Origin of the sequence: Snodgrassella sp. B3800, from assembly GCF_026535865.1 — a bacterium.
GTDB classification, from domain to species: Bacteria; Pseudomonadota; Gammaproteobacteria; order Burkholderiales; family Neisseriaceae; genus Snodgrassella; species Snodgrassella alvi_E.
Genome location: NZ_JAFNPH010000001.1, coordinates 540,862 through 563,558, shown reverse-complemented (window position 1 = coordinate 563,558; position 22,697 = coordinate 540,862). Strand labels below are relative to the sequence as shown.

General features: G+C 43.0%; 18 protein-coding genes. 3 read left to right on the top strand and 15 right to left on the bottom strand.

The features are described from left to right. Positions 1-102 precede the first annotated feature (102 nt). Positions 103-972, bottom strand: coding sequence for a hypothetical protein (locus J3U64_RS02505; protein ID WP_267408167.1), 870 nt, complete (start codon positions 970-972; stop codon positions 103-105). 534 nt (positions 973-1,506) lie between these two features. Continuing rightward, positions 1,507-3,141, bottom strand: coding sequence for a calcium-binding protein (locus J3U64_RS02500; protein WP_267408166.1), 1,635 nt, complete (start codon positions 3,139-3,141; stop codon positions 1,507-1,509). Between the two features lie 615 nt (positions 3,142-3,756). Between J3U64_RS02500 and hslO the strand changes: the two genes are divergently transcribed. Next, positions 3,757-4,671 carry an Hsp33 family molecular chaperone HslO gene (gene hslO, locus J3U64_RS02495; RefSeq protein ID WP_267408373.1) on the top strand — a complete coding sequence of 305 codons (915 nt, stop codon included), beginning with the start codon at positions 3,757-3,759 and terminating at the stop codon, positions 4,669-4,671. Positions 4,672-4,746: 75 nt separating this feature from the next. On the opposite strand, the gene J3U64_RS02490 is transcribed toward hslO, so the two are convergent. The 6 genes from J3U64_RS02490 to J3U64_RS02465 form a co-directional block, all read right to left on the bottom strand. Beyond that, positions 4,747-6,069 carry an aminopeptidase P N-terminal domain-containing protein gene (locus tag J3U64_RS02490; protein ID WP_267408165.1) on the bottom strand — a complete coding sequence of 441 codons (1,323 nt, stop codon included), beginning with the start codon at positions 6,067-6,069 and terminating at the stop codon, positions 4,747-4,749. Positions 6,070-6,071: 2 nt separating this feature from the next. Further along, positions 6,072-6,458: a VanZ family protein gene (locus J3U64_RS02485; protein WP_267408164.1), complete on the bottom strand. Its 387-nt coding sequence runs from the start codon at positions 6,456-6,458 to the stop codon at positions 6,072-6,074. Beyond that, complete coding sequence (locus J3U64_RS02480; RefSeq protein WP_100139870.1) at positions 6,455-6,664, bottom strand: dioxygenase; 210 nt, start codon at positions 6,662-6,664, stop codon at positions 6,455-6,457. The genes J3U64_RS02485 and J3U64_RS02480 overlap by 4 nt, the downstream gene beginning before the upstream one ends. Positions 6,665-6,733: 69 nt before the next feature. Continuing rightward, entirely contained in the window at positions 6,734-7,462 is a 729-nt protein-coding gene (locus J3U64_RS02475) for a YebC/PmpR family DNA-binding transcriptional regulator (protein ID WP_100139871.1), read from the bottom strand. Positions 7,463-7,628: 166 nt separating this feature from the next. Then, positions 7,629-8,111, bottom strand: coding sequence for a low molecular weight protein-tyrosine-phosphatase (locus J3U64_RS02470; RefSeq protein WP_267408163.1), 483 nt, complete (start codon positions 8,109-8,111; stop codon positions 7,629-7,631). Position 8,112: 1 nt separating this feature from the next. Continuing rightward, entirely contained in the window at positions 8,113-9,213 is a 1,101-nt protein-coding gene (locus J3U64_RS02465; protein WP_267408162.1) for a conjugal transfer protein, read from the bottom strand. A 213-nt stretch (positions 9,214-9,426) separates the two neighbouring features. Between J3U64_RS02465 and htpG the strand changes: the two genes are divergently transcribed. Together htpG and J3U64_RS02455 are read left to right on the top strand one after the other, a co-directional pair. After that, positions 9,427-11,325 (top strand): molecular chaperone HtpG, encoded by a 1,899-nt coding sequence (gene htpG / locus J3U64_RS02460; RefSeq protein WP_267408161.1) that lies wholly within the window; start codon positions 9,427-9,429, stop codon positions 11,323-11,325. 317 nt (positions 11,326-11,642) lie between these two features. Beyond that, complete coding sequence (locus tag J3U64_RS02455) at positions 11,643-12,056, top strand: DUF2628 domain-containing protein (protein ID WP_267408160.1); 414 nt, start codon at positions 11,643-11,645, stop codon at positions 12,054-12,056. A gap of 342 nt (positions 12,057-12,398) precedes the next feature. Here the strand turns inward: J3U64_RS02455 and J3U64_RS02450 are convergent, their stop codons facing one another. The 7 genes from J3U64_RS02450 to J3U64_RS02420 all read right to left on the bottom strand — a co-directional run bounded on the left by J3U64_RS02450 (position 12,399) and on the right by J3U64_RS02420 (position 22,591). After that, positions 12,399-13,778, bottom strand: a complete 1,380-nt coding sequence (locus tag J3U64_RS02450; RefSeq protein WP_267408159.1) for an amino acid permease — start codon at positions 13,776-13,778, stop codon at positions 12,399-12,401. An 82-nt stretch (positions 13,779-13,860) separates the two neighbouring features. Beyond that, the gene (gene kynU, locus J3U64_RS02445) at positions 13,861-15,111 is read right to left on the bottom strand and encodes a kynureninase (protein WP_267408158.1); all 1,251 of its coding nucleotides are present in this window, start codon (positions 15,109-15,111) and stop codon (positions 13,861-13,863) included. Positions 15,112-15,260: 149 nt separating this feature from the next. Further along, positions 15,261-16,640: an amino acid permease gene (locus J3U64_RS02440; RefSeq protein ID WP_267408157.1), complete on the bottom strand. Its 1,380-nt coding sequence runs from the start codon at positions 16,638-16,640 to the stop codon at positions 15,261-15,263. Between the two features lie 155 nt (positions 16,641-16,795). Then, a complete protein-coding gene (locus tag J3U64_RS02435) occupies positions 16,796-18,253 on the bottom strand; it encodes an NAD-dependent succinate-semialdehyde dehydrogenase (RefSeq protein WP_267408156.1) in 1,458 nt (485 codons plus the stop codon). Between the two features lie 80 nt (positions 18,254-18,333). Beyond that, positions 18,334-19,608 (bottom strand): 4-aminobutyrate--2-oxoglutarate transaminase, encoded by a 1,275-nt coding sequence (gabT, locus tag J3U64_RS02430; RefSeq protein WP_100139880.1) that lies wholly within the window; start codon positions 19,606-19,608, stop codon positions 18,334-18,336. Positions 19,609-20,033: 425 nt separating this feature from the next. Next, on the bottom strand, positions 20,034-21,239 hold the full coding sequence (locus J3U64_RS02425) for a sugar efflux transporter (RefSeq protein ID WP_267408155.1): 1,206 nt from the start codon (positions 21,237-21,239) through the stop codon (positions 20,034-20,036). Between the two features lie 350 nt (positions 21,240-21,589). Continuing rightward, positions 21,590-22,591, bottom strand: a complete 1,002-nt coding sequence (locus J3U64_RS02420) for an asparaginase (RefSeq protein ID WP_267408154.1) — start codon at positions 22,589-22,591, stop codon at positions 21,590-21,592. Between the last annotated feature and the right edge of the window lie 106 nt (positions 22,592-22,697).

Sequence of the window (22,697 nt, the reverse complement as noted above, 5' to 3'; positions counted from 1 at the left end):
CGAATATATATTTAGCGTAAAATAGCAAGCAAACTGGAATTTATCTAAAAAAATGGCAAAATTGGCTGAATGAGGTTGTATCAGTTGTGCATCTGTTTCGATTTATACCTTGCCAGCCTGCTTTTTAATTAATTTGCCATCATTAGTCACCACCCAGCTATCCAGTATGGCAGCGATATTTTTTTCGGTTTGCCGCCATAACTTGAGATAGGTACGGTCGTAACTAATACTGACTTTTACCGGAAAATTTTTGATGAAAAAATCATGCTTACAATATTTTATCTGACCGACCGTATCGCATAGGATAAGAGTTTTAATGTCATTATTTGAATCCTGATAAATATATAAATCATTTCCGATGAGATTATCTTCCCATGGTTGATTGGTTTTAGGGTTTATACCGTTATTGGCCTGATAATAAGTTAAACCAAATATTTTATTTGCCTGTTTGAAATATTCAAAATTCCAAGTTTCTTTTGTCGATTTCAGAATATTATTAAACCATTGGTTGAAAGTTCTTGGTTGATTGGGGCTGAATAAGTTATATACATTAGTATAACCCCATGGAAAATGCTTGGCCTTTGGAATTAAGATTTTGATATCTTGTTTATAATCACTATCAGTTTGTTCGTTTTTGCTTTTTACTGCACCATCGGTTAGTCGATAATCAAAATCTAATTCTTTTATAGGCATCTGATAGGTAATAGGCGGTTGCTTATTTATACTGCTTGTATCAAAATTTTCTGTGGCACCAATATAGCTCACTTCACTATAAAGAACGCCACTGGGAATACTAACCGGTTTACCCCCCAGATTACCGATGGAATCAAAGCGGCCAAACCGGTCTTTATTGACGAAAGGTATGGTCTGGTGTTTGGCAGCATTATCTTTATTATTATCAGAACATCCTGTAAGCAAAAGTAGGCCGGATAAACAGACAGTTTTAGTATACGTTATTAATAAATTTCTCATACTGATGTCTCCGGTCATATTGCTGGATAAATTAGCATAAAATTTAGATGATACAAAAAAATATATATCTATTCTTGTAATTTTATATTAGTTTTAAGGCTATAGATATTCACTGATAATTCTGATTTATATAACTAGAAAAAAGAAGAATACTGTAAAAATGGCAAAGACTAAGGCTGATGTGGATTTGAGATATCTGGAAATAACGGTGTTTTATTTGTTTTGATGTGTAATCAGATATAAATATAACTTAATAGCAATACTGTTAAGTAATAAAACTAATCAGCTTACTAATATAATCTACTTCTTTATGCCGCTTAAGTGAATTTGCCTATGATTAAAGGTAAAGAAATACTGATTAGCTCCTGAACTTCTATATAGCTAATCATACGTGTACCATCTATCAGGATATTTATTACTATTACTTGCTAACATCTCATCATTTTTAGTATCTACACCGAGATTTTGATAGCAATAAATTTACCTGCCATTATGGAAATGGCAGGAGTGATTGAACAAAATACGTGTAACTATTTATCCCCACATGGAAGAAACTTGGGATTGTTGGGTAAATTGCTGCATCTGGCTAACCATATCAGCTGATAATAATAAGTTTGCTTGATTGTTATAATCATGACGATCAATCCCATGAGCTGTGTCAAATGTAGCCATAGCATCAACCAGTTGTTTAATTTGGCTGGCTCCTATCTGTTTGCCATCAGCAGTAACAATATTGTAATGGTCAGAGTTAGAATAGTCTCCCCACATACTTACCACTACCTGATCACATGAACCAATATGTGTAATGGTTAGCTGGCCTTGGAATAAATTGAACCAAAGCTCATTACTGTTATATTCGGTGAAATTTAGAGTATTCATTTCTCCATCTAAAAACTCAGATTCATAGATAGAATCCATTCCGTGTTTGGCGCCAAAAATATATGTATCGTTGCCAGTACCGCCGGAAAGCATATCGTTGCCGGTACCACCAATCAGAATATCATCTCCGTTTCCGCCATCCAGATAATCATTGTTGCTGCCACCATCTAAAATATCATTTCCATCGCCACCCATTAGGCTATCAGTATTACTGCCGCCAGTCAGAATATCGTTTCCTTTTCTTCCGTATAAGAAATCTTCTCCAGCGGTGCCAGTTAAAACCAGATCGTCATATTGCCTTGGGTCATTATCATCAAGTGCTACATTGTCAGAGCTGGTATCAATGGCAGGTATAACTTTGATATCGGCCGGAATATCTTTAGCGGTTAATGAGCGATCATCAAAAGTAAATTTGAAATCGTCCTTTTCATAAATAAAGAAATTCAAAATAGTGACAACATCTTCATTGCCATAAGCTTTAACAAGGAGATTATCTCCTTGTTGAATAAACTGTACTTGATCAGCAGATGCACCCTTAAATACAAATTCATTCATGTATTTAAAATCATAATTGTCGTATGCTGCAGCATCAACAATATCCTGCCCATGACCTTTTTCGAATAAACATAAGCTGTTTCGGGCAGTGGTCTTTATATAGTCATTACCCTTTCCACCATTTATGAAAGTATATTCTGAGTTTTCAACGCTTATATAATCATCACCATCTCCACCCTCAAGAATGCTATAGCTCCCTAAGCCATATAATGTATCGTTACCTTTGCCTCCAATTAAGTGGGTAGCAGGCACAGTATTATTAAGTGGCCATTGGCCTAATGTATCCCCTTCCACTGAAGCAGATTCTACTTCCCCCTGTTTGAGTTGATTCAGAATTTCTGCTACATTTTGGCCCGTCTGTTGTGCCACGCCTAAGGCTACATCCACCACATCTATTATTTTATCTTCAGAGATAATAGTGAATGCACGGTACAGGGGGCTCAAAAAATAACTCGGTAGCCTGATGCTGTCTGCGTTGCCATAAGGATGGATGATTAAATCGTCATCTTCGCGAGTGAATACAATATCTGAAGCCTTTGCGCCTTTTAGTACAAGTTCATTACATTGATTTAAAAAAGGTAATTCAGAAATACCCCAGTCTGAAAGGATAAACTGTTTACCTTGGCTGCCCTGAAATATATAACGATCACTTTTCCACTGCCGATCTGGCTGATAGCAATTGTCTTCAGATAAGATAATGGTGTTCATTTCTGTTGTATTTTGTATGTCGGACATAATTATTTCCTGATATCTGCGTTGCTTGGGAGAAATGATTTCAGCTGTTTTTATGCTGAATTTTTAAATGAGTGTTGGTTAGTCTATACCCGATGAGACTTGGGTAATTTTGGACGAAATTCTATTGCGTTCTCCAATTCGTTTTTCATAGGTATAGGTGTTTAATTGGTGTTATGAATTGTTAAAATAACACAAATGTTTTATTCCATCAAGTTATATTATGGATTAGTATATTGAAATATTTAATTTTTTATTGTGTTTCTATTAATATTTCTAATGAATTTTTACTATCTATTGGTATGGATGTTTGTTAGTGCTAAGGTTAATTCTGAATTAAATATTTTAAAGTATGTGTTAATTGAATTTATGTTTTTAAGATTTATATCTATTTAAGATTATTTAAAATTGATTTTTTCAGTTTAAACTTATTATTTTTGATTTAGGAATGGGAGAAGATTTTTTTATAAGTGTATATGTGATGGTTTTAAAGGTTGTGAGGCAAACTGATGTTTGCTTAAAAAAATGAGTTTTGCAGATTGTTTGTATTGAGGTATGTAACTTGATTTTTATGTAGTAGCAGCCATATTAATTCTTTATTTTGTCGGGGTTTTGATGATGGCAGAAACTAAGTTGATATCGGCGGATCAGTTAACACGATTTGTGTTTGATGATTGTCCGGTGCGTGGTCTGCATATGAATTTGCAAGAAGTATGGCAGCATGTAGCAGAGAATAAGGCTTATCCTAAGGCGATTCACCGTGCTTTGGGTGAGCTGACTGTTGCAGCGGTGCTGCTGGCGAGCAATCTGAAGTTTGATGGTAATCTGATTGTACAGGTGCAGGGTAAAGGTGTGCTGAAGATGCTCGTTGCTGAAGCTACATCAGCTGCTACCTGCCGAGCTACAGCACGCTGGGATGAGTCTGCAAAAATCGATGAAAATATGTCGCTCGTGGATTTGCTGGGTGAGGGCGGTATGTTTGTGCTGACTTTACAGCCAGCTCAGGGTGAATCTTGGCAGGGTATAGTGGAGCTAGCCGGAAACAGTATTGCACAGATGCTGATGAATTATATGGCGCGTTCTGAGCAGCTGGCCACGCATATTACGCTGGCCGCAGATGAATCAAAGGCAGGTGGGTTGTTATTGCAGAGGCTGCCTGAACAAGATATCAATGATGATAGCTGGGCTGAATTGTGTGCTCTGGCAGAAACTCTGACAGCGGATGAGTTGTTAAATTTGGATGTGCAGACTTTACTTTTTCGCCTGTTTCATGAACATGATGTACGGCTGTTTTCACCGCAAAATGTGGAGTTTGCCTGTACTTGTTCGCGTGGCAAGGTTAGCGATATGTTATTATTGCTGGGAGGACAAGAGGTGGGTGAAGCTGTAGCTGAGCAAGGCAGTGTAGAGGTGAACTGTGATTTCTGTCATGAACGTTATGTATTTGATGAAGCGGATGTCAATGCTTTGTTTGGCAGTAATGTGGTTGCCACAGCTCAGCAGGAGCTGGCAGCGCGACAAATCAATCATTAATGCTTTAAGCTGAAAAAAGCAGCCAGTTCAATAACTGGCTACTTTTTTATACGCTGATGTATCTGAGATGCTAAGTTAATGTTGCATTAACGCTTCAATTTCAGGAATGGTTTTGGGTACGGAGGCAGTGAGGACTTCATTGCCGTTTTCCGTTACCAATACGTTGTCTTCGATGCGGATGCCTATATTGTGAAATGCTTTTGGTATATCATCTGCGGCGCTGATGTACAAACCGGGCTCTATAGTGGTGACCATGCCTGGCTGTAGTAGTATGGGTTGTTCTTGATTATCGAAACGGCCACCCACATCATGAACATCTAGACCTAGCCAGTGGCCAAGGCCATGCATGTAAAAACGGCGGTAAGTCTGCGCTTCGATGTTTTGTTCCAGACTGCCATGCAGTAAGCCTAGATCGATTAGTCCTTGAGTAAGCATTTGGATAGCCGCAGTGCTGATAGTTTGCCAGTTTGCTTGTTTGACTGTGGAAGCTATGCTGGCTTGATTCACCGCCAGTACGATGTCGTAAACATCTTTTTGAGCACTTGTAAAACGGCCGTTTATGGGAAAGGTACGGCTAATGTCGCCGGCGTACATTTGATACTCAGCACCGGCGTCAATCATAAGTAGCTCATTTGGCTTAAGCTGGCAATTATTGCTGACGTAATGAAGACAGCAGGCGTTTTTGCCACCGGCTACGATGCTGTTGTAGGAGGGAAAACGTGCTCCGCGCTGCATGAATTCGTGCAGGATTTCTGCTTCTACCTGATACTCGAATTGCCCCGGACGTGTGGTCTGCATGGCTCGTATGTGTGCTTGTGCGCTGATTTCGGTAGCGATGCGCATGATTTTTTGTTCGTGCTCATCTTTTATTAGGCGCATAGGGTCAAGTATGGTGGCAAGATTCACCATGCTGTCAGGTGCGATTGTACTGCCGTTGGTTTTGCGGTAATTAGCTATGCGAGCAATTTCATACCATAATTCCTGCACTTTAGAATCATTGTCGGGATAGAGTCCCCAGAGGGCAAACAGGTGGCGATGGCCGGACAGGGCTTTTTTGAGGTAAGCCGGCCACTGGCCGATGTCATCGGCGCAATCAAACGCAAATACTTCGCGCGCAGCGCTGTAGCCATAGCGGAAACCATTCCAGATTTCATGTTCGGGGTCTTTGTTGCGGCACAGTAAGGTAGCGCTGTGCTCGCGCCCGTTGAGAATCAGGGCTGAACCAGGTTCGGGAAAACCGGTGAGATAATGAAAATAGCTATCCTGTCGGTAAGGGTATTCGGTGTCGTTACTGCGTCTTTGTTCGGGTGCGGCAAAAATAATAGCCACTCCATCTTCGCCAATTTGACTAAGTACATGTTGGCGTCGCTGCCGGTAAACGTTGATGTCAGTATCCATTATTAGTATTTCTCCCTGCTGCCGTTGCGGCGAGCAGTTTGTATTTGTTGAGCCAGCCATAGTGCGAGTATGGCACCGCTAAGGTCGGCAATGGCATCCATTATATCGCCATTGCGGGTGGTAAACAGTGCTTGAATGACTTCGCTGGTGGCTGCCCAGATAATGGCGCTGATGAGAAGCAGACGTTGGGGTATGGTGAAACCAGCACTGAAACAGGCTTTGGCCATTAACCAGAATTGGCCAAAAAACAGGCCGAAGTGGCAGATTTTATCGAACTGTGGAATAGGCACAGGAGTGCCGCTGGATTTGAAAAACAGAAAATAAATGCTAGCTAAAAACCACACGATGGCAATGAGCAGCCATTTGTTGAAATAAATGGTAGCTTTCATCGGGATTCTGCTTCGCTGAGCCATTGCTGGCACAAAGATGCTAGGCGAATGAATTTATTGCCGCGCTGTAAAAATAGCTGTTGCCATTGCTGTATGGTTGCTGTATCCGGTGCTTCATCTATGCTGCATTCATTTAACCAAAAATCGAGAACTTCGGCACATTCTCCGGCAGAAGCAGTTTGAAAAAATTGGGTAGTGGCTTGCATGAATCTGAGCGTTTTGTGCCTGTTGAGGGGAGGTAAGAAAAAACGGACTGGATAGCAGTCCGTTTGGCTTTATTCGGTTTCCAGTACCGCGGTGGTGTAGACGTTCTGAACGTCGTCGAGATCTTCGAGAGCGTCAAGTAAGCGTTGCATTTTTTCTGCCTCTTCACCTTCTAGTACCGTTTCGTTGACCGGACGCATGGTGACTTCGCCGTCAGCAGCATGAAATCCTGCTTGTTCGAGAGCTTCTTTGATGCTGCTGTACTGATAAGGCTCTGTAATGACTTCTTTTGAACCGTCTTCCTGTATGATGACATCATCCGCACCGGCTTCGAGGGCGGCTTCCATGAGGCTATCTTCATCAACGTCGGGGCTAAAGAGTAAATAGCCCTGATGAGCAAACTGAAAGGCTACAGAACCATCTGTACCCAGATTGCCGCCGTGCTTGGTAAAGGCATGGCGTACATCGGCTACGGTACGGGTTTTGTTGTCGGTGAGGCAGTCTACCATCACTGCAGCACCACCTGTACCATACCCTTCATAGCGCAGTTCTACATATTCGACACCTTCGAGATTGCCAGTGCCTTTGTCTATGGCACGCTGAATATTGTCTTTAGGCATGTTGGCATCGGTGGCTTTGTCCATTGCCAGACGCAGACGCGGATTGGCTGATGGATCACCACCACCTAGTCTGGCGGCAATGGTAATTTCTTTAATCAGGCGGGTGAAGATTTTGCCGCGTTTGGCATCCTGACGCCCTTTACGATGCTGGATATTGGCCCACTTGCTGTGTCCTGCCATTTTAAAATCCTTGTTTCTATGATGATTTTATGTATCAAAACAATGCCAAAGCTTTTGGCTTTGGCAGGTTTTAACGCCATCAAATAATTGAAATATGGTATTAATTTTACCATATTGCTTTTTTATTGAGTAGGCTGCTCTATGGTTTGTATTGAGATGAAGCAAGCTAGAGTTTTTGTATATGTTGGCGTTGCCAATGATTTAACCATGCAATGCAGCCTGCATGGATGATGGTGTAGGTTTCGCTAAAATTGCCGCTGAAATAGGGATCGGGGACATAATCGTATTCACTTTCTGGTAGCAAGTCGGTAATTTTGTAAACTTTGTCTGGACGGCTATCGCCGAAAATACGGGCTAAATCATGTAGATTTTTGTCATCCATGGCGATGATATGATCGTAAATGGCGATATCTTCTGGCCTGACCTCGCTGCTTTGAAATCCATCGCTGTTGATATTATGAACACTGAGAATTTGTTTTGTGCCTTGATGCATGTCTTCGCCGTTGTGCCAGCCGGATGTACCGGCACTGGCTATTTCAATTTGTTCACTCAGCCCTTTTTCTGCTACGAGTTTGCGCAGGATATATTCGGCCATGGGTGAACGGCAGATGTTACCTAAACAGACAAATAATACTTTGGTGGCCGGCATGTCAGTGGCTCCGCGGAAATAGTGGATTATGCCCGATCATGTTGATGGATTGGGCATAGCTGGGTGGTTGTGCTTGCGCACTGATGGGCTCATGCAGTAGGTGGATGTTTTCAACATGGCATTCGGCCAGTAAATCTATGAAATTTTGTACGATGGTATCGATATCATCCGCTTGAGTAAGCGGCCAGCGGAAAATCTGCGGCTGAAGTTCGAATGCGCTGTCGGTAGCGTTGAATCCAAACAGGATATTGCCACCATCTTGTGCTGCGATAACCACGCCCACGCGCGGGCTTTGCAAGCGAATAGAACGGATTGCATTGGTGGTAAATACATCACACGCCATACGCAAACGCATAGCACTGCCGCTGCGTAAGGCATTGAGTGGTGATTGCGGTGGCAGCGGATTAGTAAATAATGTGGCTCCGGCACTAGCTAGATGGGTTTGCCAAACCTGCATCAGGGGTAGGGCGGTATCTGCTAGCTGATGGCCGAGGGCTGGTAGGATGTCTGAGCCGGCATAGCCAAGTGCGTAAAATACTTGTACTGATTGGCCTGTTTCCACTATAAGCGGGGTGTGCGGCAGCTGGCCGAAAAATTCTGCAGCGCTTTGTGGGTTTTGCTTGGCAGCGAACCATTGATTGGCTTTGATGTGGGTCAGGGTGGTGTCATTGATGAGGTGTGGTGCCCAGTGGATGGTTTGCCATGCGTCTGTCCATGGTTGGTTTTTAAAGATTTCAGCTATGGCAGTTACTGGGATGGTGTCGGGAAGACAAATATTTTCTTTGGCTCCACCTACAACGATGACAGGCAGTGCGAGCCATTGTACTTCTGTTGGGGTGTGTGCCTGTAAGACGTTTTCAAGGCTTTCCCATAGGATGTTGTATATCTTGCTGCTGGCTGCCATGGACAAGGCTACGGCTAGGTTGGTGTAATGATTTTGAGCCAGCATGCGGCTGATTTCTACATGCAGGCTTTCGCGGGCAAGGGTGGTCTGTGCTTTGGATGTGGGGTTGGCCAAGCTGGCTGCATGCATGAGCAGGTCGTTTTTGACTGGATCAGTTGGAAATGCCCTTGTATCAGGCAGACAGTGATGTGTGTTCATGATGTTGTGTCTGTTTAAGTAGACTTGTGTAAAGGTGATATTGTAGCAATTAGTTTTGTGTGAAACGAGTACAGGGGTATTTTCTGTTTGTGACCCGTGGAATTTTATACTTTAGATTGCTGCGGATTTGATTAGCTGTTTGGCTTGAAACTGAATCGGGCTGCCCTTATTTTTATCAAACAACAATTATTTTTGGGTAATTCGAGAACAATTATGAAACAAACACACAGTTTTCAGACTGAAGTTAAGCAGTTGTTACAGCTGATGATTCACTCTTTGTACAGTAATAAAGAGATTTTTTTGCGAGAGCTGATTTCCAATGCGGCCGATGCCTGTGATAAGTTGCGCTTTGAATCATTGAATGATGCTTCTTTGCTCGGTGATGATGCTGAATTCAGAATCACGGTAACTGCGGATGCGGAAGCCAAAACGATTACGGTTTCTGATAACGGTATTGGTATGAGTGAAGTAGATGTGATCGAGCATCTGGGCACTATTGCCAAATCGGGTACCAAAGCGTTTTTGGAAAAGCTGACAGGTGATGATAAGAAAGATGCCAATTTGATTGGCCAGTTTGGTGTGGGCTTTTATTCTGCTTTCATTGTGGCCGACAGCGTAACTGTTGAAAGTCGTAAAGCTGGTGTGGCTGAAAATGAAGGGGTGCGCTGGGTAAGTGCCGGTGACGGTGAATTTACTGTTGAGCCGATTAGCAAAGCTTCTCGTGGTACTGATGTGATTTTACATCTGAAAGAAGATGAGAAGGATTTGCTGTCTGACTGGACTTTGCGTCGCATTGTGACGACTTACAGTGACCACATTTCTGTGCCGATTTATATGAAAAAAGCACCGGAATATGATGAAGAAGGTAATGTAAAACCGTCTGATGAGCTGGAGGTGGTGAATCAGGCGCAGGCGCTGTGGCAACGCCCGAAAAATGAAATCAGTGATGAGCAATATCAGACATTTTATCGTCATGTTTCACATGATTATGATGATGCGTTGGCATGGACTCATTTTCGGGTAGAAGGCCGGCATGAGTATACGGGTTTGCTGTATATCCCTAAACATGCACCATTTGATTTGTATGAACGTGAACCCAAGCATGGGGTGCAGTTGTATGTGAAACGTGTATTTATTATGGATGACGCAAAAAAGCTAATGCCTTCTTATTTGCGTTTTATCCGTGGCGTGATAGACAGCAGTGATCTACCACTGAATGTATCACGTGAAATTCTGCAGGAAAGCCGTGATCTGGATGCGATTCGTGCTGGTAGTGTGAAAAAAGTTTTGTCATTGATTGAAGATTTAAAGAAAAACCAGCCGGAAAAATATACTGAATTCTGGCAGGTATTCGGGAATACGCTGAAAGAAGGTATTGCTGAAGATTTCAGTAATAAGGAAAAGATTGCTGGTTTGTGTCGTTTTGCTTCCACCCATAATGATAGTAGTGAGCAAAATGTTTCACTAGCTGATTATATTGGCCGCATGAAGGAAGGTCAGGAAAAGATTTATTACATTACCGCCGATAGTTATGCCGCAGCAAAAAACAGTCCACATTTGGAAATCTTCCTGAAAAAAGGTGTTGAGGTATTACTAATGACTGACCGTGTGGATGAATGGGTAGTAAATAGTCTGCCGGAATTTGATGGTAAGGCTCTGGTGAGTGTGGCCAAAGGATCACTGGATCTGGGTAATTTGGCCGATGAGGAAGAAAAAGCGGCACAGGCAAAAACCGAAGAAGACAATAAAGAATTGGTAGAACAGATCAAGACTGCACTGGGCGATAAGGTGGAAGCTGTGCGGGCAACTGCACGGCTGACAGATAGTCCAGCCTGTTTGGTAGTAGGTGAGCATGATATGAGCCAGCATCTGGCACGCATGCTTGAGGCTTCGGGTGCTGCCGGACAAATTCCGCATACGAAACCTACGCTGGAAATTAACCCCGAACATCCGCTGATTAAGAAAATTGCTGTGGAACAAGACGAAGCTCAGCGTAATGAGTTGGCTGAACTGGTTTATGACCAGGCACTGTTGGCTGAGGGCGGTAAGCTGGAAAATCCGGCTGCATTTGTGAAACGTATGAATCATTTGTTACTTACGATGAATCAGTAATAGGATTTTTTAGTCTAAGCTGCCTTATTTAAGGCAGCTTTTTTATGCCTAAGTAATTTTTTGATTTCAATATATTGCTGAATGATGCTATTTGTATTATTGGCTATGAATTGAATTTTTTCATGTTTGATGCAGATAATGGCAGAGGCATGAGTTATTATCTTCTAAAATATAAATATGACTATTTTTGAATCAAAATTTCAAATATCAGTAAATAAAATAATAGGATAGATTGCAAAATTGGTTAAATTGAAATATTATCCGTTATTAAATGTAAGGAAAATTCTATTTTTTTAACAATAGTTTTAGGTGAAACGATGGATGATAATAGTAAGGAAAATTTTGATTTTGCTAATTGGGGCTTAAGCAAAGCTTGGCAGTTCAGATTTGAATTTTATAAAGAAAATGGTTTGCCTGAACGTAAAAATGCATCAAGATTTAAAGAGGCATTTAAAGCTTTACCTATGGGTAAGCGTTTTATATTAGCAAATAATATAGGTTCATTATTTTTCGGTCCACTGTATTTTTTATGTACAGGCATGTGGCGGAAGGCTATTGTCTTGTTGTTTCTCTTAATATTTATTGATGTTTTTATTTCTGCTATTGGTGGAAAAAATTCGATTATAATATTTGTAAATATGTTTAGCTCAATGACACTTGCCAATCCGGCTTATTATTTACACCGGGTGAAGAAATCCAAATCTTTTAATATATTTGAAGGAGTGTTTTAAGCTGACTGAATAATACTCTACTCATGATTGTGAAACTTTAGTTGATATTTATTTGGTATAGATTTTCGTCATATATTTATTGATTATATTTTCTCATAAAATAAATAGTCGAATTATATATTTTGAATAAATGATAAGTTTGTGCTGAAGTATTAATGACAATTTTTTAGATAAATGTGCAAATATTGTTCATTATATTGCATTTGAAAAGCATATTTTTATTTAGTATATTAAGAAAATTATTTTTATCTATTTGTAATAATATGTGGTAATGTTTAAGAAATAAAAAAGCAGCTTCAGAGTAAGGCCTCGAAGCTGCTTTTGTATTTGAATAAGAAAGGTTTACTTTGCTGTGTTTTTTTTATGACATGCCTGAATGAGATAGGCTAGTACTAAGCACACTAGAAAAGGAAGACCAAATAGAAGAGTGGCGTGGAAAATCGGTGTAAACCATGTTGTTATCAGAATACTGATGATGGATATTAAACCGGCCAGCGTAATATAAGGAAATCCGGGTACACGAAATTTTAGTGTCTGCTGCTGTCTCTGCATGCGGATACGAAAACACAGATGGGTCAAAAATACGGATCCCCAACTGAATAAAGCACCAAACATAGATAACGCTATCATTACTGGAAAAGCGCTATCCGGTTTAAATATATATACCAGAGCCGCTACAGCAATTCCTGCGGAAGATAAAGCCAGCGCATTCAATGGCACACCGTTGCTTTTTACTTTACCGAGTATTTGTGGTGCTTCATTGGCGCGAGACAGGCTGAACATCATACGTGTAGCGATGTAGAGCATGCTATTCATTGCAGAAAGTGCGGCCACGATAACAATAAAATTAAGGATGCTGTCTGCATACGGGATGCCGACGTTTTGCATGACAGTTACAAAGGGGCTGGTACTACCTGTTTTGATTAGTTCCTGCCATGGTACCAGCATTACTATCAGACTGAGTGCAAGTAAGTAGAAAATCAACAGTCGCGCTAGTGTACCTTTGAAAGCCGTTTTTACTGCTTGCTCGGGGTGAGTGGCTTCTCCGGCGGCAATGGCAATCATTTCGATGCCCAGATAGCTGAATATCGAAATAATCACTCCTGTCCAAATACCCGAAAATCCGTGCGGGGCAAAGCCACTGCCAAACAAATTGTGCTCAATGCGGATGATACTGCCTTGCGATACCAATACAGCTACTGCCAGCAAAATGAATACTATGATGGCAAATATTTTGATGGTTGAGAACCAGTACTCTACTGAACCAAATGCTTTAACACTGTAAGCGTTGACGCCAATCAAACAGCAGGAAAACAGGGCTATCCATATCCATGAATCTACTTGCGGAAACCAGAATTTCATGTATTCGGCAATGGCGGTGACTTCTGTACCTACGGCTAATACGATGCAAGCCCAGTAACTGTAGCGTACCAGAAAGCCGGCCAGTGGGTGCAGATAGAATTCAGCATAAGCGCCAAATGAGCCGGATGTGGGGTGCTGGACGGTCATTTCTGCCAGACAGCCCATAAGTGCCAATGCAATTAGTCCGCCAAGGGTATAGCTGATAATTACAGCAGGGCCGGCAAAGCCGATAGCAAATTTGCTGCCTAAAAACAAGCCGGTACCAATGGCACCGCCAATGGCAATCATGCTCATCTGGCTGGCAGATAGTTTTTTATGCAGGCCGGTTTCCCGCGACTGTATACGCTCGAAATTGCTCATCTTTTTTCCTCAGGATGAGATGCACAAGCCGAGCAGAAGATTCACGCTCGGCTTTTAGCTGTCTGAATGAAAGAATGGTCTATCAGGTTACTTGTCCACGTGTATGAAACTTAGGCTGTGCCCATTCCTGATTGATCAATACATGTTTCAAATGCTGAACAGCCTGCCAAATATCGGTATAGCTCAGGTATAGCGGTGTGACGCCGAGCCTGATTACTTCGGGTTCGCGATAGTCACCAATTACCCCGCGGGCAATCAGTGCCTGAACGATGGCATAACCATGTGGATGGCGTAGGCTAACGTGACTGCCGCGATGCTCATGTTTGCGCGGGGTAATCAAGGTAAGTCCAAGGCCGGCACATTCCTGCTCAGTGAGGTTGATGAGTAAATCGGTCAGTTGCAGTGATTTGTGTCGTACGGCTTGCATATCAGTTTGGAGAAAGATATCAACGCCACACTCTATAAGGCTCATAGAGACAATTGGCTGTGTACCGCAGAGGTAACGGCGAATGTTGTCGGCAGGTGTATAGCTGACTGCCATATCAAACGGTTTTTCGTGTCCCCACCAGCCTGATAATGGCTGGCTGAATGCGGTCTGATAGCGCTGATGTACCCATAGCATGGCAGGAGCACCGGGGCCACCATTAAGGTATTTGTAGGTACAGCCGATGGCAAAGTCACTATTACTACTATTTAAATCAATGGGTACGGCACCGATGGAATGACATAAGTCCCAAATAAGCAGAGCACCATGACTATGCACAAGTTCATTGGTGGATGCCATATCGTGCAGGTAGCCGGTACGATAATTGACATGTGACAGCACAACTACGGCAGTATGCTGATTAATGCTTTCGGCCAGATCTGCCGGTGTATCGACTAATTGGAGTTGATAGCCCTGATTAATCAGCGCCATGAATCCTTCAATCATGTAGATATCTGTGGGGAAGGAATCACGTTCGGCAATAATGATTTTACGGCGGTTGTCTTTTTGTTGCTGAATATCGATCGCGGCTGCCAGTACTTTAAAAAGATTAAGGCTGGTGGTATCTGTAACGACGGTTTCATTTTCTCTAGCCCCTATGAGCTGGCCGATTTTGTTGCCAAGCCGCAGCGGCAAATCCCACCAGCCGGCTTTGTTCCAGCTGTTAATGAGGTCTGTGCCCCATTGTTGATTAATTACAGACTGTGCTCGCTCTGAGGACTGACGGGGCTTTGCGCCGAGAGAATTTCCATCCAGATAGATTATCCCTTGAGGTAATTCAAACTGGGTTTTAAATGCTGCCAGTTTGTCGCTGGCATCCCATTGCTGACATTGTTCTTGTGTAATCATTGTGCTCAGGTTGAATCTGAAAATGAATAGTGTACTGAATTGCAGCTGGTGATGGTAAATAAATTCACAATTTATTTAGTATGGTTAAGCTGTATCAATATTTTTCAGATTATGAAACCCTATGCAAGGCTATGTTGCATTTGATTTATTCAATACGGTTTTTGGCTGCCAATTTTGAATACCTGAGCCAACATGCCCATCAGCAGGATAACGGCAGCCAATATACTGGTGTAAATTACTTCATATTTATAGGTACCTTCGAATATCATGGTGATGATGGATGCAATGATCAGAGCGATAACCAAATAGGTGAGCCAAGGAAAGCACCACATTTTAAAATTAATGGTTTTACCCTGCTTTTCCAGTTTTTTGCGTAAAAATAATTGTGAGAAGCTAATAGCCAGATAGACATACAGAGCAATGGTGCCGGTAGCGGTCATCAATACGTCGTAAACATTCATTTTAGCTGTAGCGGTAAGGTATACGGCCAGTAAGGTAAAGACACAGGATACTAATACGCCAATTTGTGGGCTGCCGTTTTTTGAAGTATAGGCCATCATCCGGTGGGCATCGCCGCGTTTGGCTAATGAATAGAGCATGCGTGAGCAGGTGTACAGAGCGGAATTAAAACAACTGAGTACGGATGTGAGTACAACAAAGTTAACAATGTGGCGTGCCTGTGGAATACCAAGAGAAGTAAGTACCACGCTGTATGTGCCCCAAGTGGCATCCTTCAGATGCGGGTCGTTGTATTGAATCAGACACACGGTGATAAAAATTGAACCTACATAAAACAGAATAATGCGCCAGACTACGGATTTGGTTGCTTTGCGGATTTCTATAGCTGGATGGCTGGATTCAGCAGCGGCAACAGTAACGATTTCAGCTCCTATATAAGCAAACATAACCCCAAGCAGTGCGGTAACCACGGATGAGATGCCATTGGGCATAAAGCCCTGACCGGTTAAATGCGACCATCCTTGTGCATCTGCCTGTCCCCATGGCCATAAATGCATGATGGCTAGACTACCTATAATCAGAAATAGAACAATGGCGACTACTTTGATAAGGGCGAACCAGAATTCAAATTCGCCGTAATTCTTAACATCCATTAGATTGATGATGACTAATGCGATGGTTACTGCCAGCATGTAGCCCCAAATAGGTATCAGCGGAAACCAGTTGTTAAGAATTTTACCGGCTACATAAGCTTCCCAGCCCATTAGTAGAGCCCAAAAATACCAGTAAAGCCAGCCAATACTGAATCCAGCCCAGCGGCCGATGGCAATATCGGCATATGTGGAAAAAGAGCCACTGTCGGGATGAGCCACGGCCATTTCACCGAGCATTCGCATAATCAGCATCACCAATAGACCACCAGCAGCATAAGCCAATATGGCAGCCGGACCGGTATGAAAAATTACTGAACCCGAACCGATAAAAAGGGCGCCACCAATTACGCCAGCTATAGATATCATGGTCAAGTGGCGGGATTTCAGTCCATTTTTTAATGTAGATGACGTACTCAATGTTTTCTCCTCTAAAAGAATCAGTGCCAGACAGACTAATTAAGTCAATTGCAGCCCGCAAAAAGTCTTCCTGATCGATGCAGAGCATTCAGGTTTTTTTATAATTGCAGCGGGGAATGCGGCAGCATGGAAGAATGCTGCCGCTGATTCAGAATTTACAGATCGATACCGGCCAGTAGTATATATTTGATTTCAAGGTAATCTTCAATGCCGTATTTGGACCCTTCACGTCCAAGGCCAGATTGTTTGACGCCACCAAATGGAGCAGCTTCATTCGACAACAGGCCGGTATTGATGGCTACCATGCCATAATCCAGATTTTCGCTGACACGTACGATACGGCCGATGTCTCGACTGTAAAAATAGCTGGCCAGTCCGAATTCTGTATCGTTTGCCCAGCTGACCACTTCTTCTTCGTTGTCGAAGCGGAATACCGGTGCTAACGGACCGAAGGTTTCTTCACGTGCCACTTTCATTTCCTGTGTCACATTTTTCAGCAGGGTGGGCTGAAAGAAGAGTTCGCCGTGATGGTCTGCAGTACCTCCGGTTACAATTTCTGCACCTTTGCTTACTGCGTCAGCAATGTGTTCTTGAACCTTGTTTACAGCACTGGCGTCAATCAAGGGACCGACAGTAACATCTTGTTCTAGCCCATTGCCGATTTTCAGTTTAGCGATGGCCTGAGCCAGTTTGCTGACAAACTCAGCGTAAACTGCGCTTTGTACGTATAAGCGGTTGGCACAGACACAAGTCTGGCCGGCATTTCGGAATTTGGAAATCATTGCGCCTTCAACGGCGGCATCGATATCGGCATCGTTAAATACGATAAATGGTGCATTGCCGCCCAGCTCCATAGATACTTTTTTCACGGTGCCGGCACATTGCGCAATCAGTTTGCGGCCTACTTCGGTGGAACCGGTGAAGCTGAATTTTTTCACCCGTTCGTCTTCGGTAAGTACTTTGCCGATTTCACTTGAGCTGCCAGTGATAACATTCACTACGCCGGCAGGAATGCCAGCACGTTGAGCTAGTTCGGCAATAGCCAGTGCGGAGAGCGGAGTTTGTGAAGCAGGGCGGATAACAAAGGTACAGCCAGCAGCCAGTGCTGGCGCAATTTTGCGCGTAATCATGGCATTAGGAAAGTTCCACGGGGTGATTGCTGCGCATACGCCGATTGGCTGCCGGATAACTAGAATACGTTTGTCGTGAGAGGGTGCCGGAATCGTGTCACCATAAATGCGTTTAGCCTCCTCGGCATACCATTCTAGATAAGAGGCACCATAGGCAATTTCACCTTTGGCTTCGGCTAAAGGTTTGCCTTGTTCTGAGGTTAGGATAATGCCTAAATCTTCCTGATGCTGAATCATCAGCTCAAACCAGCGGCGCAGCAGATTGCTGCGTTCTTTGGCTGATTTGGCCTGCCATGGTTTCAAGGCAGCCTGTGCCGCGGCGATGGCACGTTCTGCTTCTGCGGCGCCCATGCGTGGTACATCGGCCAGATTGTGTCCGTTGGCCGGATTGATAACGGAAATAACAGCGCTGTTATCAGCATTTACCCATTGGCCATTTATCAGACATTGGGTTTTTAAAAGTGCAGGATCATGCAGTTGCATAATTTTTTTCCAAATTAACTGTATCAGACATTACAGGCTGCCAAATATGCGGTGAGCACCGGCAGCTTGCTGAGTAGTTATTATTGAGCCTGACGCACGGCTGCTTCAAGTATGTTTAGAGCTTCATCAAATACATTGTCTTCAATGGTGAGCGGATACAGGCAGCGGATGACGTTATAGTACTGGCCGCAGGTGAGAATCATCAGTCCGTTTTCAAGTGCTAACTGCTGAACTTTTTTGGTCATTTCGGCATTGGGTTCGGACGTGCCTGCTTTCACTAGTTCAAGTGCAACCATGGAGCCGGGGCCGCGTACTTCGGCAATTTCTGGTATGGTTTGTTTCAGACTGTTGAAGCGTTCCTTTAAACGGTTGCCCAGCACTGTGGCGCGTTCACACAATTTTTCGGTTTCAATCACATCTATCACTGCATCAGCCGCAGCCAGACCCAGCGGGCTACCTGCATAGGTACCACCCAGACCACCGACTACAGGTGCATTCATAATAACTTCTTTGCCCACTACGCCTGATAAGGGAAATCCACCGGCCAGAGATTTGGCAATAGTCATTAAATCGGGTTCAACACCTGTCCATTCTGTGGCGAACAGCTTGCCGCTACGGGCAAAACCAGACTGGATTTCATCAAAAATCAGCACAATGCCGTGTTCATCTGCCAGCTGTCGTAAAGCGCGCAGGAATTCATTTGGGGTAACATTGAAGCCTCCTTCACCTTGTACTACTTCGATGATGATAGCTGCAACGTCGCTGGCGGCCAGATGGCATTTAAAAATATTATGCAGACCATGAAGGGCATCCTCTATGCTCACGCCATGTAAAGCGTTGGGATAGGGCGCATGAACGATGTCGGCTGGAAATGGCCCAAAATCAACTTTATAAGGGGCAATTTTACCGGTTAAAGCCATGGTTAGATTGGTACGGCCATGAAAAGCACCATTGAAAGCAATGACGCCGCGTCGTTTGGTATAGGCTCGAGCAATTTTGATGGCGTTTTCTACTGCTTCGGCACCGGAAGTAACAAACATTGTACGTTTATCGCCGGAGATGGGCGCACGTGCATTGATTTTTTCGGCGACTTTGGCATACAGCTCATACGGCACAGTATTAAAGCAGGTATGAGAAAATTTCTGCAACTGGTCGGCCACAGCCTGTTGAACTTTAGGATGTAGGTGGCCGGTATTGAGTACGCCGATGCCACCGGCAAAATCAATATAACGTTTGCCTTCTGGTGTCCAAAATTCGGCATTTTTAGCGTGATCAATATAAAAGTCACACATAAAGCCGACGCCACGCGGGGCGGCAGCCAGCTGGCGCTGACGCACGTTGCTTGTTTGATTCATAAAATTCTCTCCAGAAAAATGTAGACCGGCCTGAGCTGGTGTTTTCGCTTACAGAAAGTAGGGTAATGCGATGTAACTATGTCATTAACTGACTGTATTTATTTAATCAAAAGGAAGATTTGGATTTTTTTGATAAGTTACGGGATTAAATTTGCACTGTCAATGCAACCGAAAGATGCATGTGCAAAAATTATGGTTTTAAATGCTGAATGAGTGGAATTATATAATTTTATCTGTGCTAATGTTGGTAATTAATATTACAAACTGATTTAATATAGTTATTTAATTGCTTAATTTATGCATATATTATTTTTTCTGATGAACGCTCGCCATACAGAAATCTTTGTTTATGTATATGCTGTAAAAAAAGCTGAACCGTTGAGTTCAGCCTGTAAGATGGCCAGAAATGGCTCAGGATGTGTGAATCAATTTTTTAAATGTTTGGTCTTATGTACCGGATTGGTAATTATTAGACAGAAAATCAGGGAAACCGATACCATGATTAAAGCAAGGATATAAATTAAATGATGGCCAAAATTGGCTGAAGCGGTGCCTTGCAACATACCGGCCAGAATGATGCTGCACGAAATACAGTTATTAAATAGTGTTGAGGCTACTCCCGTCCGACCTGGCAGCAGGTCCTGAAAATAAATCAGTCCAATACTGGCTACAATACCGATAAACAGGCCATTGAATAGTTGTAGCGCAATCAGTATCCATTCTTTCTGACTGATAATCATGCCTATATAGAAAATGATGCCACATATTACGGCAAAGCAAATTAGGTTTTTATTTCCAAAACGCGGTACCAGCATGCTAGCAACCAGCATGGCCGGAATTTCAATGGCTGCGGCTACGCCCATCAAATGTCCGGGCAGGGATGGGGCGGATGGCAAAATCTGGTTCAGATACAGCGGCATGTCAATTAAATACATCATATTGGCTGTGCCCATGCTGATTGAAGCGATAAATAAAAACATCACGTTGCGGTTGCGAAATATTTTTTCTTTTGGTCCTGAAGATTTGCTGGCTGGAGCAGAACGTCTGATAGCAGGAAAAAACATAAAAATAATTAGGAGGGCAACCAAGAACATAGCCGCTGCACTCAGATACATGGCGGTAAAACCATATTTAACTGCCAATGTAAAGGATAAGGGCGGTCCGATAACCCATGCTAATGATAACTGGGCGCGGAGAATGCCGTTGAATACCACGACATTACGTCCGGTATGGTCGGTATATTCGCGTGCTGAAGCAAAAATCTGCGGCATTGCAGCTGACGTGAATGCGGAAAAAAAGATACCCACAGAGATAAGCAATAGGTAGTGGCGTGAAAAGGCGAAGGTAATACAGTTGCCGATGCCCATCAGACAACAGAATAAAATAATATTGCGGCGGATACCTTTATTATCTGAATACTGCGCCAGAAGAAAACTCACAACAATACCAGCAATGGCATTGACTGAATAAAATAGGCCGATCTGATAGGGATTAGCTTGCACTTCTTTCGCCAGATAACGGCTGAGAGTGGGTGCCTGTAGCGCACCGGCAATACCAATAATGAATGCGGCCACCAGAAAAGAACCAAGAATAATATAGGCCTTTTGTTTTAAACTAATTTTTTCTTCCACGCTTAATTTATCTATACTGAAATAAAAGTGTTATATCACATATCTGCTGATACATTGTAAAAGCTGGTACCCAAAGGCTGTTTAATAAGTAAAGCGCGATCAGAGAAATTGTTAATAAATAAATTAAATAGTGAATATAAATGCTTGATAAACAATATTTCAAATAGGATACAGGTGATAGTGGAAATACATGAAAATGAAAATTGAGGATTTTATTTGTTAATCAAAAAAATTTTTTAATTAATAATGTTATTAAGATAAAAACAAAATTAATATTTTTTTGAATATATCGGGATATGCAGGATAAAAAGTTGGTTTCGACAAATTATCCTGCATTATGGTAGAACCGGTTAAATCAGCTGTTGCTCTTCTAACAGATTTTCAATTTTTTCTTTACTCCAATGATTGCTAGCAGCGAGAGTCAGAATGGCTACAGCGGTTTCCAGATTGCATTTACCGCCATTAATCACGCCAGCAGCGCGCAGTTCATGTCCTTGGGCATAAACTGCGGAGGCGTTGCCTTGCAAAACTTGGCTGATATTTAATACCGGTATGGATTGTTGACTGATGTGACGAATGGCTGCCAGAAAGCTTGCATCAGTTGGTGTATTGCCATTGCCGTAGCTTTGCAGTACCACTCCGTCCGGCGCGTTTTGATTTAAGCTGGCGCTAATCATGTCTAGATTGGCTCCCGGTGTAAGGGTAAAACAATGGATTCGAACGGTGTTGCTAATGCGGTAGCTTGCTGGTGCAGTAGAGGGGGGTGTGGCCGGAAGGTTAGTGTTAAACCAACCTTCGGTAGCCGACCATTGCGCGAGTGTACCAAATTGTGGGTTGGCAAAAGCCTCCGGCCGCTCGGTACTGATTTTTACACTGCCAATTGCTGGCCAGAGCTGGCCGTTGAATGCGATAGCAGTCTGATTAAAATCGCGTAAGCTAAACGCGGCCAATGCTGTGCGCAGATTCAGTGGGGCATCGCTGTTATCAGCTGCTAGTGGCAGCATAGCGCCAGTCAAGATAAGAGGAATACCTAGCTGTGGCCGTGCCAGTGCGATGATATTGGCAGTATAAGCCATGGTGTCCGTACCATGCAGAATCAGCAAACCATCATAATCTGTGGCTGTGCTGTCTATCCATTCTAAACAATGTTGCCAGTTGCTCAAGGTAATGGCCGACGAATCAATCAAGGGGTCGCTGATAAACCAATCACAATGTACTTCTTCACTAAATTCCTGAAAGATGGGGGCGGCCAGACGCGGCAGATCGTTTGCCGGCGCTAATCCGGCAGGAGTGGACTGCATGCCGATGGTGCCGCCAGTGTAGTAAACAGCCAGATGTTTCGGTGTTGTCATAAAGATTCCGCCTTTCCAAAGCTTATGGGTAGCAATAGCAAGCATAGCATGAACGGGTTTTGTTCAGGCTGGCTTACGCGTACAATAGCGGTTTTTCTGCGTCTGA